Genomic DNA, 12909 nt, shown 5'->3' with positions numbered 1-12909 from the left:
GCCGAGTAAAGGATTTTCAACGGACGACTAGCGGGTGTTTATTATTATTGATAGCATCGGTACATTCGTTAAAAATATAAAACACGAGGTTCCTGCAGCATGGCTAACACCCCCTACCCCCAGTCCTACTACGCCGCCTCGGCCAACCCGGTGCCGCCACGTCCGGCGCTGCAGGGTGAGGTGGAAACCGATGTGTGCATCATCGGCGCCGGTTACACCGGCCTGTCCAGCGCCCTGTTCCTGCTGGAGAACGGCTTCAAGGTCAGCATCGTCGAAGCGGCCAAGGTCGGCTTCGGCGCGTCGGGCCGTAACGGCGGCCAGATCGTCAACAGCTACAGCCGTGACATCGATGTGATCGAGCGCACGGTCGGCCCCAAGCAGGCGCAACTGCTGGGCCACATGGCCTTCGAAGGCGGGCGCATCATTCGTGAGCGCGTGGCCAAGTACAACATCCAGTGCGACCTGAAGGACGGCGGCGTGTTCGCGGCCCTCACCAGCAAGCAGATGGGCCACCTGGAGTCGCAAAAACGCCTGTGGGAACGCTTTGGCCACAACCAGCTGGAGCTGATGGACCAGAAGCGTATTCGCGAAGTGGTTGCCTGCGACAACTACGTGGGCGGCATGCTGGACATGAGCGGCGGCCACATTCACCCGCTGAACCTGGCCCTGGGCGAGGCGGCGGCGGTCGAGTCGCTGGGCGGCATCATCTATGAGCAAACCCCGGCCGTGCGTATCGAGCGTGGCGCCAACCCGGTGGTGCACACCCCGCAGGGCAAGGTTCGCGCCAAGTTCATCATCGTCGCCGGCAACGCCTACCTGGGCAACCTGGTACCGGAGCTGGCCAGCAAGTCCATGCCATGCGGCACCCAGGTGATCACCACCGAGCCGCTGGGCGAGGAACTGGCACGCACCCTGCTGCCGCAGGACTACTGCGTCGAGGACTGCAACTACCTGCTCGACTACTACCGCCTGACCAGTGACAAGCGCCTGATCTTCGGCGGTGGCGTGGTATACGGCGCGCGTGACCCGGCCAACATCGAGGCGATCATCCGCCCGAAGATGCTCAAGGCCTTCCCGCAGCTGAAGAACGTGAAGATCGACTACGCCTGGACCGGCAACTTCCTGCTGACCCTGTCGCGCCTGCCGCAGGTCGGCCGCATCGGCGACAACATCTACTACTCGCAGGGTTGCTCGGGCCACGGCGTGACCTATACCCACCTGGCCGGCAAGGTGCTGGCCGAGGCCATGCGTGGCCAAGCCGAGCGCTTCGATGCCTTCGCCGGCCTGCCGCATTACCCGTTCCCGGGCGGGCAGATGCTGCGGGTGCCGTTCAGCGCCTTGGGTGCCTGGTACTACAGCCTGCGCGATCGCCTGGGCTTCTGATGCAGGCAGGCCTGACCTCTTCGCGGGTAAACCCGCTCCCACAGGGACATCACTGACCTGAGGGCAGCGGGTTTCCTGTGGGAGCGGGTTCACCCGCGAAAGGGCCGGTACAGATAAAAGCTATTTGCCCAGGCTGTTGACGGCCTGTTTCGCCGCAATCTCCTGCCCCGCACGGGCGAGTTCATCGGCAGCCTGCAACCAGCGCTGGCGGTCGACCTGGGCCGGCAGTTGCCGCGGTGGCTGCACCAGCACCGCCCAACTCCCCTGCCTGGCCCATGCCGAGGCAAAATCATCGAACGCCATCAGTTGTCGCCGGTGCATGCCCGAGCGCAACAGCACCCGTTGCTTGTAGCGGTCATAACCGATCAGCACGGCGTAACGTGGCTCACCCCACCAGGCCGCGCCATCTTCATAACGCAACAGTACCGGATTACCCGCCGCCACCTGGATCAACAGCGCGTCCAGCTGCTTGTCCAGTGGATACACCACCCTGCCGTAGTCACGCGCCACCCGCGGGATGCTGCTGTCCAGCGCGTCGGCGCCCTGGGGCAGGTTCAACGGCTGGTCCAGCAGCCCCGGGGTGATGGGCGCGCCCTGTTGCGACAGGACCGCCGCCAGGGCCATGGCGCCACTGTGGTTGGCGTTGCCCCGGTAGAACGGCACGCTGCTGATTTCGACCCGCTGCGGCAGGCTGTTGAGGCTGGCAGGCGGCGTACCTGCACAGCCGGCCAGGCTGGCGGCCAGCAGGCAGGCCAGCAGCAACCGGCGCGGGGTGGTGATTGCCGACTTGAAGGAATCTTGCTCCATGGACACTCGCTTGTTCCAACGCCAGGCAGGCAGCGCCCGGCTCTGCCAGCGATCATAGGGCGGACGGCGGCGCGGGTATAGCCCGGCACCGGCCAGGAGCAAAACGGACCAAGCAATAGACCTTCGGTCAATGGAACGTCACAGGCGAAAGGCTAGACTAAAGGAGTGTCTGTAAGGCAAGCGCAGGCTGGCCGAGCGCGGCCCGTAGAGATGGAGGCACAGATGAGCCTGACCGTGGCAATTCTCATGCTGGTGGGCATGTGGCTGAGCGTCGCAGCCGCCATGCTGTGGGGTGTAATGCGTATCGTGCGGCGCCATTCCCACCACCACCTGCCGCCGCAGGCCCCTGCCAGAGCGCAGCCTGCACACCGGACACGGCGGCATGCCGGGGTGCACTGAGCAGCAATTTCCTCATATCCATTCGCGGGCAAGCCCGCTCCCACAGAGACAGCACAGGCCTTTAAAGCGGTGCTGTCTCTGTGGGAGCGGGCTTGCCCGCGAATGGGGCGCAAAGCGCCCCTGCTACATCAGCCTTGCGCCGCTTCGCGCTTCAACCGCGCACGACGGGCCAGGATGTTGAGAATCTCGATCGCCGTCGAGAACGCCATGGCCGCATACACATAGCCCTTCGGTACATGGGCGCCGAAACCTTCGGCAATCAGCGTCATGCCGATCATGATCAGGAAGCCCAGCGCCAGCATCACCACGGTCGGGTTGTCGTTGATGAAGTTGGCCAGCGGGTCGGCGGCCACCATCATGACGATTACTGCGGTGATCACGGCAATGATCATGATCGGCAAGTGCTCGGTCATGCCCACGGCGGTGATGATGCTGTCGACCGAGAAGACGATGTCCAGCAACAGGATCTGGAAGATTGCCGCGGCAAAGCCCAGGGTAACCGTCGAGGACACCTTGGCTTCTTCCTTGGCACCGTGCGGGTCGACGTTTTCGTGGATCTCCTTGGTCGCCTTCCACAGCAGGAACAGGCCACCGGCGATCAGGATCACGTCCTTCCAGGAGAAGGCATTGCCGAACACTTCGAACACCGGGTCGGTCAGCTGGACGATCCAGGCCACCGTGCTGAGCAAGGCCAGGCGCATGATCAGGGCCATGCTGATACCGATACGGCGCGCCTTGGAGCGGTATTCCACCGGCAGCTTGTTGGTCAGGATGGAGATGAAGATCAGGTTGTCGATGCCCAGTACAACTTCCATGGCCACCAGCGTAGCCAAGGCGATCCAGGCGGTAGGGCTAGCGACGAGTTCCAGCAAGTATTCCATTGTTCACATCCTGCAGCAGCGGTTGGGGTCAGATTTCCTGGGTGTCTTTGTGCTTGTCGGCGTCCTCGGGCGCATGCCCTTCCCTGCCGATGGCCTCGCTCAACGCCTGCTGGGCGGCCTTGTTGGTGTCGTCGATCGCCTGCTTGGCCGACTGCGCGGCCTGGTCAAGCATCTGCTGGGCGGACTTCTCGGCCTGCTCGCAACCGGCCAGGGCGAACAGGGCCAAGGCTAGCACCAGCGGCGTGCCGATGGATTTGAATTGCAGCATGGGTTCCTCGCTTGTTTGTTCCGGTGGCGCACAGGGCGCCTGATGGAGCGCATTCTAAAGAGCGCAATACATCAGGAAAATTCGTTTTTTCAGCGGTTATACTTCGGTTTTTACGAATCCGGAACGCACCGATGCTCAACTACCGGCAATTGCACTACTTCTGGGCCGTGGCCAAGACCGGCAGCATCGCCCGCGCCAGCGAACAGTTGAACCTGACCCCGCAAACCATCAGCGGGCAGATCAGCCTGTTCGAACAGACCTACGGCCTGGAACTGTTCCAGCGCGTCGGGCGCCAGCTGGAGCTGACCGAAACCGGGCGCCAGGCGCTGGTCTATGCCGAGCAGATGTTCCAGCTGGGTGGCGAACTGGAGGCCATGCTGCGGGCCGGCCCGCAGGAGCAGATCTTGTTCCGCGTCGGCGTCGCGGACGTGGTGCCCAAGTCGATCGTCTACCGCCTGCTGGCGCCAACCATGGAGCTGGACGATGTGCTGCGCATCAATTGCCGTGAAGACAAGCTGGAACGGTTGCTGGCCGACCTGGCGATCCAGCGCCTGGACCTGGTCATCTCCGACAGCCCCATGCCCAGCCACCTGGATATCAAGGGTTACAGCCAGAAGCTGGGTGAGTGCGGGCTCAGCTTCTTCGCCACCCCGGCCTTGGCCCGCCAGCATGCCGGACCCTTCCCGGGCTGCTTGCAGGATGCGCCCTTGCTGATCCCCGGCCAGGAGACGGTGGTACGCAGCCGCTTGCTGCGCTGGCTGGGCGAGCAGCAGGTGCAGCCGCGCATCGTCGGTGAGTTCGATGACAGCGCGCTGATGCAGGCATTCGGGCAATCGGGCAGCGGCATCTTCCTCGCCCCCAGCGTGATCGCCGAGGAGGTGTGCCGCCAGTACGGTGTGCAACTGGTCGGGCAGACCGAGGCCGTACACGAATCGTTCTATGCCATTTCCGTGGAACGCAAGGTCAAGCACCCGGGGATCGTGGCGATTACCGAGGGGGCGCGGCGGGAGTTGTTTCATTGGTAGCCATGGGAGCCCTTTCGCAGGCAAGCCTGCGAAAGGGCCGCCCCTGCTCGACCAAGGTCTATGGTAAAGTCGCGCCTTTTTCGAACATGCCGGGATACCGCTGCACATGACTCCTGTCCTCCGCTTCATCAACCGCACCAGCCTGGTGACCCAGATCGTCATCGGCCTGATCGCCGGTATCGCCCTGGCCCTGCTTGCGCCTGCCATCGCCCGTGACATGGCGTTCCTCGGCAAGGTGTTCGTCAGCGCCCTCAAGGCGGTGGCACCGGTACTGGTGTTCATCCTGGTCATGGCCTCCATCGCCAACCACCGCCACGGCCAGGAAACGCACATTCGGCCGATTCTCTGGCTGTACCTGCTGGGTACCTTCGGCGCTGCGGTAGTCGCCGTGGTCGCCAGCATGCTGTTCCCGTCGACCCTGGCACTGAGCGCCAGCGAGGCCACGCTGAGCGCCCCGGGCGGCATCGGCGAAGTGCTGCAGAACCTGCTGCTGAGCGCGGTCGACAACCCGATCAACGCCCTGCTCAATGCCAACTTCATCGGCGTGCTGACCTGGGCCATCGGCCTGGGCGTGGCCCTGCGCCACGCTGGCGAAACCACCCGCAATGTGGTCGAGGACCTGTCCACGGGTGTGACCCTGATCGTACGCGTGGTCATCCGCTTCGCCCCGCTGGGCATCTTTGGCCTGGTCAGCGCCACCCTCGCCCAGTCGGGCCTGGACGCCCTGCTCGGCTACCTGCACCTGCTGGCGGTGCTGATCGGCTGCATGCTGTTCGTGGCGCTGGTGATGAACCCGCTGATCGTGTTCTGGAAGATTCGCCGCAACCCCTTCCCGCTGACCCTGTTGTGCCTGCGCGAAAGCGGTATCACCGCGTTCTTCACTCGCAGCTCGGCAGCCAACATCCCGGTCAACCTGGCCCTGTCGGAACGCCTTGGCCTGCATGAAGACACCTATTCGGTGTCGATCCCGCTGGGCGCTACCATCAACATGGCCGGTGCTGCCATCACCATTACCGTGCTGACCCTGGCGGCGGTGCACACCCTGGGGATCGTGGTGGACCTGCCGACTGCCGTACTGCTCAGCGTGGTGGCTGCAGTCTGTGCCTGCGGTGCCTCGGGGGTGGCGGGTGGCTCGCTGCTGCTGATTCCGCTGGCGGCCAGCCTGTTTGGCATCCCCAGCGAGATTGCCATGCAGGTGGTGGCGGTAGGCTTCATCATCGGCGTGCTGCAGGATTCGGCCGAGACGGCGCTGAATTCCTCGACCGATGTGCTGTTCACTGCGGCGGCATGCCAGGCCGAAGCGCGGCGCAACGCTTGAGATGGCTGGGGCCGCGTTGCGGCCCTTCGCGACACAAGGCCCGCGTCTGCACGCAAAGGACCGCAACGCGGTCCCGATTGCCTTGTACGGTGGCATTACCTACCCTAGTGGCCTTTCCCAGCAACGAGGCAGGGCCATGTCAGATCACCAAACCGCAGGCGAAGGCCGTTTCAACAGCATCGAGATCCGCATTCTCGGCGCGCTGATCGAAAAGCAGGCCACCAGCCCGGAAAGCTACCCGCTGACCCTCAATGCCCTGGTGCTGGCGTGCAACCAGAAGACCAGCCGCGAGCCAGTGATGAACCTGAGCCAAGGCCAGGTCGGCCAGGCCCTGCGCGCCCTCGAAGGGCAAGACATGGCGCGGCTGCAAATGGGCAGCCGCGCCGACCGCTGGGAACACCGGGTAGACAAGGCGCTGGAGCTGGTACCAGCGCAACTGGTGCTGATGGGCCTGATGTTCCTGCGCGGCCCGCAGACCCTCAACGAACTGCTGACCCGCAGCAACCGCCTGCATGACTTCGACGACATCGAACAGGTCCAGCACCAGCTGGAGCGCTTGATCGCCCGCGGCCTGGCCTTGCACCTGCCACGCCAGGCCGGGCAGCGCGAAGACCGTTACACCCACGCGCTGGGCGACCCGGCGGAAATCGAGGCGATCCTGGCCGCGCGGCAGCAGGAAGGCAGCCCGCGCAGCAGTGCCGGCAGTGTGTCGGAAGAACGTATCGAAGCCCTCGAAGCCCGCATTGCCGCGCTGGAGGCGCGCCTGGCCGTGCTGGAAGGCTGAGCCATCACGGCTCCGGGTCGGGGAAGTTACGGCAGCTCTTGCGCTCGGCCAGCTCCCGGTCAGTGGGGCGCTGGTCGACAAACACGGTGCGGCCGTCGGCGTAGATTTCCAGGTAGCCCCAGTGCAGGTCCTGCTCCTGTTGCCCGGGCTTGGGCGGGACTAGCCACCAGGGTTCGCGGCTGATCAGGGTCATGGGTCGGGTTCCTGAAGGTGTCTGCAGTAAGCATAGACACCCTCAAGATGAGCTTTGCCAGTTCTGACGCATTCGCGGGCAAGCCCGCTCCCACTAGGTTTTCCACTGGCACTGAAAAAGTGTGGAGTACCTGTGGCAGCGGGCTTGCCCGCGAAGAGGCCGGCCCAGGCTTACGCCGGTGCCGAAGTGCGGATCAGGTGATCGAAGGCCGCCAGCGAAGCCTTGGCGCCCTCGCCCACGGCAATCACGATCTGCTTGTACGGCACCGTGGTCACGTCACCGGCAGCGAACACCCCCGGGATGCTGGTCTGGCCCTTGGCGTCGACGATGATCTCGCCACGCGGCGACAGCTCGACGGTGCCCTTCAGCCAGTCGGTGTTCGGCAGCAGGCCGATCTGCACGAAGATACCCTCCAGCGCCACCTCGTGCTGCTGCTCCGTGGTGCGGTCCTGGTAGCGCAGGCCGGTGACTTTCTCGCCATCACCCAACACTTCGGTGGTCAGCGCGCTGGTGATCACCTTGACGTTCGGCAGGCTGTGCAGCTTACGCTGCAGCACCGCATCGGCACGCAGCTGACTGTCGAATTCGATCAGGGTCACCTGGGCGACGATGCCGGCCAGGTCGATGGCCGCTTCCACGCCCGAGTTGCCACCACCGATCACCGCCACGCGCTTGCCCTTGAACAGCGGGCCATCGCAATGCGGGCAGTAGGCCACGCCACGGGCGCGGTATTCCTGCTCGCCGGGCACGTTCATTTCGCGCCAGCGCGCACCGGTGGCCAGGATCACGGTCTTGGCCTTGAGCGAGGCACCACCGGCCAGGCGTACTTCATGCAGGCCGCCATCGGTGGCCGGGATCAGCGCTTCACCGCGCTGCAGGTTCATGATGTCGACGTCGTATTGCTTGACGTGCTCTTCCAGGGCCGTGGCCAGTTTCGGCCCTTCGGTTTCCTGCACCGAGATGAAGTTTTCGATGGCCAGGGTGTCGAGCACCTGGCCGCCGAACCGCTCGGCGGCGATACCGGTGCGGATGCCCTTGCGTGCGGCATAGATGGCTGCCGAGGCGCCGGCGGGGCCACCACCGACCACCAGCACGTCGAAGGCATCCTTGGCGTTGATCTTCTCGGTCTGACGAGCACCGGCGTTGCTGTCGATCTTGCCGAGGATTTCTTCCAGGCCCATGCGGCCCTGGCCAAACACTTCGCCGTTCAGGTAGATGCTCGGCACCGCCATGATCTTGCGCGATTCCACTTCGGCCTGAAACAGCGCACCGTCGATCGCCACATGGCGCACGTTGGGGTTGAGCACGGCCATCAGGTTCAGCGCCTGGACCACGTCCGGGCAGTTCTGGCACGACAACGAGAAGTAGGTTTCGAAGGTAAATTCGCCTTCCAGTGCCTGGATCTGCTCGATCACTTCGGCACTGGCCTTGGACGGGTGGCCGCCGACTTGCAGCAGGGCCAGCACCAGCGAGGTGAATTCGTGGCCCATGGGGATGCCGGCAAAGCGCAGGCTGATCTCGCCATTCGGGCGGTTGAGCGAGAACGATGGACGACGGGCGTCATCACCATCCACGCGCAGGGTAATCAGGTTCGACAGGCCGGCGATCTCCACCAGCAGGTCGTGCAATTCGCGGGACTTCGCGCCGTCGTCGAGGGAAGCAACGATCTCGATCGGCTGGGTGACCCGCTCCAGGTAGGTTTTCAGTTGCGATTTAAGCGTGGCGTCCAACATACGGGGCGATTCCTTTTTCAAAACTCGGATACAAAAACGCCCAGGCGATGGCGCCCGGGCGTTTCTACGGGGCGGTAGAGGGTTCAGCTTTGGCGGCTGCTCACCGCCCACGGTTTGCTCACGGACTTAGATCTTGCCGACCAGGTCCAGCGACGGCGCCAGGGTGGCTTCGCCTTCTTTCCACTTGGCCGGGCACACTTCGCCCGGGTGGGCGGCAACGTACTGGGCGGCCTTCACCTTGCGCAGCAGTTCGGCAGCATCGCGGCCTACACCACCGTCGTTCAGCTCGACGATCTTGATCTGGCCTTCCGGGTTGATCACGAAGGTACCGCGATCGGCCAGGCCGGCTTCTTCGATCAGTACGTCGAAGTTGCGCGAGATGACGTGGGTCGGGTCACCGATCAGCGGGTACTGGATCTTGCCGATGGTTTCCGAAGTGTCGTGCCAGGCTTTGTGGGTGAAGTGGGTGTCGGTGGACACACCGTAGATTTCCACGCCCAGCTTCTGGAACTCGGCGTAGTTGTCAGCAAGGTCACCCAGTTCGGTCGGGCAGACGAAGGTGAAGTCGGCCGGGTAGAAGAACACGACAGACCACTTGCCTTTCAGGTCGGCTTCGCTGACCTGGACGAACTCGCCCTTGTGGTAGGCGGTGGCGTTGAACGGTTTGACCTGGCTGTTGATGATGGGCATGAGAGACGCTCCTTCATGGGGTTGGAATCAGTTGACGGAGAGAATCCTAACCGCTGGTCGGTGATTAGGCTCATTGGCAAACCTCATGCGCGTCATTGGTTTTGGCTATAAAGCGCCGGCCTCGATAGAGGCTTTGGCTTCTAAGCCTCCCCGCGCCTGCAAATGTGCACCCGCTGCGGCTGACTGTCGGCCAGCTGGTAGGCCAATGAGCATTGCTCATCCGGTGCGTCCCCCCACTTGACCAGTAGCGTGCCGGCATCCCTGTCGGTGCGCACATGCAGGCGGCTCCCCTGCCCGACCATTCCCAACTCATCCTGCTCGGTGGCCTGCCCGGCAAACACCAGCGCGCCGAACGGCAGCGCACTGCCATCCTCGAAACGCGCCCGCAGGGTGAACTGGCGACCGCTGCGCGTCGGGTAACGCAGCAACGAGGCAGCACCGGCGCGTGGCACCACCGATTGAGCGGTCAGCTGCAACTCGGTATCGCGGGACATGCCTTTGGGTTCGAGTTCGACCGTATTGACCTGGTAAGGCACCAGCGCCGGTATGACTGCGTAACCGCGCCGGTCGAGGCTGACCTGCGGGTGCTGGCGCAGGCGCGCAGCATCGGCGCCGGGCGCATGCACGATGGCAAAGCTCTCGCCCAGCGGCGGTGCGGTGATCAGGCCACCGGCATGGGCGACCACGGCGCCTTGCGCCCCCAGCGTTGCCTGGCGATAGCCACGCCGGCTCGACAACGCCCCCTGGATATCGCCACTCGCCCCACGGTGCTGCAGGGTGGCGTCGAAGCCACTGTCGGCCCGCTCGCCTTCCTGGCGCACCAGCGCCAGCCCATGGCCCCATTGGCCATGTTCACCGGACACGCCTTGCCAACGAACGCTGGCGCTGCCCTGGCTGCGAGAGTCGCTGTTCAACGCCGTACTGAGCGAGGACCGGCGGCGCTCGCCAAGCGGCAGGCTGGCATTCAACATGAGGGCGTCGACGGCATGGCCGGTTACAGCCTGCTCACGACTCAGGCTGATGCCATAGCTGAGCGTCCCGATGTGGTTGTTGTAGCCAACGCTGTAGCTTTCGCTACGGCCTCTGCTGGCCCAACGCTGTCGCAGGCTGGCGCGCAACGTGAAACGACCGCCGCGCGCCCCTACGGGCTGATCCACCCCCAGGCCGGCCTGCCAACGTAGCGGGTCGATCCGCGCACCCTCCATCGCGCGGGCGTAGTCGTTGAAGCTGTAATAGCCTGGCCCCTCGCTGCGGATCAGTGTCGCGCTAAGGTCGGTATCGGTAGCGCTCATGCGCTGACGCCAGCTCAAGCGCCAGGCCTGGCCACGCACCCGGCGATGGCCGGCAGGCTCGGCGCTGGCGTGATATCCGGTCAGGCCCAGGCCCCCCAGCCCGGTGTTCAGGGCAATCCCCATCGCACTGGCCAGGTAATCCTCGGCCAACCAGGTACCGCCGTGTACGCTCAAATGATTGTCCAGGCCTTGCTGCCAACTGCCTTGCACAAAGCCTGGGCCCGAGCGCCCATACGCTTGGCGCCAGACGCCACTGGCCAGTTCAAACCGCCTTGCGCCAGGGCGCAGTGCCAGTGGCGCAGCCGCATAGGGCTGGATGAAAGTGCGTACGCTGCCATCGGCCTCGCGCAGCGTCACCTCCAGGTCATCGTTCAAGTCATTGGCGTGCAGGTTGTCGATTTCGAACGGCCCCGGCGCGACGGTGGATTCATGGATCAGCACACCGCGCTGGCGAATGCTGATCAACGCGACGCTGTTGGCGACGCCTCTCACCACGGGGGCAAAGCCACGTTGCTGCTCCGGCAACATGCGCTGGTCGCTGCCCAGCAGCATGCCGCGCATGGCGGTGCCCTCGAATACCTCCGAGCCGCTATAGCTGTCGCCGATGGTCAACTGCGCAGCCCAGGCGGGAATATCCCGCTGCACCGATGTGGCCGTGGTTTGATAACGCGAGGCGATACCTGAGGAAGCCTGCCAACTGCCCTCGTGGCGCCAGTACCAGCGGCCGCTGTTGAACCCGGAACGTACCCCCAAATAAGCCTGGCGCGTGGCATTGCCCTGTTCAAGATCATGCTGCTCATACAGGTTCAGGCGGTAGTCGAAAAAGCCGGCAGTGATGCCGCTGTCCCAGTTTTCCGCCGGCAGGTACCCGCCGGGCAGGCGCTGCAAGGCCTGCTGCGGGATACTCAGGTCCAGCCTCAAGTTGGCGAAATCCAGCGTTTCACGGGACTCTGCAACGATGCTGCCCAGCCCTGCGCAGGCTTCATCCTGGGCGAGTAGGTCGGTGCTCTCACGGCCAAGGCGGCGCAGGTCCACGCCCAGCTTCTGTAGCAAGGTTTCGCTGTAGCAAGGTGTCGCCTGACCACTTGGCCCCGGCGCCCGCAAAAGCACATGATGGCGCCCGAGCCACTGCTGATTCAGCATCACATCGAGAGAGTACCGGCCCTCTGGCACTGTCGTGTCTTGCTCGTAGCGGCGCAGGTCGGCTGAGGTTCCCTGGCGGAGCAATCCGGCATCGAACTCGACGGCGCTTGCCGGGGTTGCGAGCAAGCCCAGCAACACACCCGCGGTAGAACGGCAACGAAGATTGAATCGCAATGGCTGACCCATCCTGCACTGCGCCTCAATTTGCCAAGTGCACGGTCACCGCTTGCGGTGCGTCACGCACCGCCCCGTAGTCATCGATGAAGGCGTAGTGCAGTCGAACGGTTGACTCCCCGGCCAGGCGCTCGAGGCTGAAACGGGTACTGGCAAACGGCAGCACGTGGTTGGGGCCCAGCTGCAGTGGAGACTGGCGGGCCTGCTCCACGGTCACCCTGGCCAGGTTGACCACATAAGGGCTGCCATTGCTGGCCGTCAGCACCCATTGCTGGCCTTCACGCAGCAACTGCCAGGTGACTCGGCGGTGGGCATCAACGGCCTTCCCCGGCAGCCCTGCCGGCCGATACAGCAATTTGATGCGTGAGCGCAGCGCCACCTGCAGGGCATTACCCGAACCCTTGGGGGGCACGTCCAGCACATTCAGCCAATACAGGCTCTCGCGGTCGGCGGGCATTGCCTCTCCGCCATGAAACAGCCGCAGGCTCTGGCCTTTGCCTGCATCGAGGCGAAACATGGCGGGCATCACGTCGAACGGCACCTGCAGGTCCTGCACCCGAGCCTGGGGCCGACCATCGTCGACCCAGGCCTGAACGAGCGAGGGCGTGCTGCCGACATTGCTCAGTTTGACCGTGACTTCGGACTGATCGGCAGGAAACACAACCCGCGTGTTGGCGATGACCACATTGGCGGCAAGCGGCGGCGATACCAGGCAGACGGCCAGCAACCAGCCGCACCGCACGGCGTTGGAGAAGAAACGCATGATGAAGATGCTCAGGAACGTTGAAAAAGGCAGCCCTGGAGCGGGCCGCCTTCAGA

Annotated in this window: 13 protein-coding genes; 5 read left to right on the top strand and 8 right to left on the bottom strand. The window is 64.2% G+C overall.

Annotated features, from left to right (window positions below):
- Nucleotides 1-99: 99 nt before the first annotated feature.
- Complete coding sequence (locus tag JKP78_RS23865; protein WP_170030418.1) at nt 100-1383, top strand: NAD(P)/FAD-dependent oxidoreductase; 1284 nt, start codon at nt 100-102, stop codon at nt 1381-1383.
- Nucleotides 1384-1503: 120 nt separating this feature from the next.
- Here JKP78_RS23865 and JKP78_RS23860 read toward each other — a convergent pair whose 3' ends face one another.
- On the bottom strand, nt 1504-2190 hold the full coding sequence (locus JKP78_RS23860; RefSeq protein WP_186687150.1) for a peptidase C39 family protein: 687 nt from the start codon (nt 2188-2190) through the stop codon (nt 1504-1506).
- 222 nt (nt 2191-2412) lie between these two features.
- Between JKP78_RS23860 and JKP78_RS23855 the strand changes: the two genes are divergently transcribed.
- Nucleotides 2413-2589, top strand: coding sequence for a hypothetical protein (locus tag JKP78_RS23855; RefSeq protein WP_186687136.1), 177 nt, complete (start codon nt 2413-2415; stop codon nt 2587-2589).
- A gap of 128 nt (nt 2590-2717) precedes the next feature.
- Here JKP78_RS23855 and JKP78_RS23850 read toward each other — a convergent pair whose 3' ends face one another.
- Nucleotides 2718-3470 carry a TerC family protein gene (locus JKP78_RS23850; protein WP_200627868.1) on the bottom strand — a complete coding sequence of 251 codons (753 nt, stop codon included), beginning with the start codon at nt 3468-3470 and terminating at the stop codon, nt 2718-2720.
- 28 nt (nt 3471-3498) lie between these two features.
- Nucleotides 3499-3738: a hypothetical protein gene (locus tag JKP78_RS23845; protein ID WP_170030422.1), complete on the bottom strand. Its 240-nt coding sequence runs from the start codon at nt 3736-3738 to the stop codon at nt 3499-3501.
- 131 nt (nt 3739-3869) lie between these two features.
- On the opposite strand from JKP78_RS23845, the gene nhaR reads away from it, so the two are divergent.
- The 3 genes from nhaR (at nt 3870) to JKP78_RS23830 (ending at nt 6865) form a co-directional block, all read left to right on the top strand.
- Entirely contained in the window at nt 3870-4763 is an 894-nt protein-coding gene (nhaR, locus tag JKP78_RS23840; RefSeq protein ID WP_200627867.1) for a transcriptional activator NhaR, read from the top strand.
- A 106-nt stretch (nt 4764-4869) separates the two neighbouring features.
- The gene (sstT, locus tag JKP78_RS23835; RefSeq protein WP_200627866.1) at nt 4870-6081 is read left to right on the top strand and encodes a serine/threonine transporter SstT; all 1212 of its coding nucleotides are present in this window, start codon (nt 4870-4872) and stop codon (nt 6079-6081) included.
- 136 nt (nt 6082-6217) lie between these two features.
- Nucleotides 6218-6865: a YceH family protein gene (locus JKP78_RS23830; RefSeq protein WP_186687124.1), complete on the top strand. Its 648-nt coding sequence runs from the start codon at nt 6218-6220 to the stop codon at nt 6863-6865.
- 4 nt (nt 6866-6869) lie between these two features.
- On the opposite strand, the gene JKP78_RS23825 is transcribed toward JKP78_RS23830, so the two are convergent.
- The 5 genes from JKP78_RS23825 to JKP78_RS23805 form a co-directional block, all read right to left on the bottom strand.
- Nucleotides 6870-7058, bottom strand: a complete 189-nt coding sequence (locus tag JKP78_RS23825) for a hypothetical protein (RefSeq protein WP_170030426.1) — start codon at nt 7056-7058, stop codon at nt 6870-6872.
- 170 nt (nt 7059-7228) lie between these two features.
- Nucleotides 7229-8791 (bottom strand): alkyl hydroperoxide reductase subunit F, encoded by a 1563-nt coding sequence (gene ahpF / locus JKP78_RS23820; protein ID WP_200627864.1) that lies wholly within the window; start codon nt 8789-8791, stop codon nt 7229-7231.
- Nucleotides 8792-8917: 126 nt separating this feature from the next.
- Nucleotides 8918-9481 carry an alkyl hydroperoxide reductase subunit C gene (ahpC, locus tag JKP78_RS23815; protein ID WP_054884952.1) on the bottom strand — a complete coding sequence of 188 codons (564 nt, stop codon included), beginning with the start codon at nt 9479-9481 and terminating at the stop codon, nt 8918-8920.
- Nucleotides 9482-9621: 140 nt separating this feature from the next.
- Nucleotides 9622-12102, bottom strand: coding sequence for a fimbria/pilus outer membrane usher protein (locus JKP78_RS23810; RefSeq protein WP_234454698.1), 2481 nt, complete (start codon nt 12100-12102; stop codon nt 9622-9624).
- A 13-nt stretch (nt 12103-12115) separates the two neighbouring features.
- Nucleotides 12116-12853, bottom strand: coding sequence for a fimbrial biogenesis chaperone (locus JKP78_RS23805; protein ID WP_186687112.1), 738 nt, complete (start codon nt 12851-12853; stop codon nt 12116-12118).
- Nucleotides 12854-12909: the final 56 nt, after the last annotated feature.

The organism is Pseudomonas sp. LAM2023 (assembly GCF_016620375.1).
Lineage (GTDB): Bacteria > Pseudomonadota > Gammaproteobacteria > Pseudomonadales > Pseudomonadaceae > Aquipseudomonas > Aquipseudomonas anuradhapurensis.
This window is presented reverse-complemented; position numbering and strand designations above follow the sequence as displayed.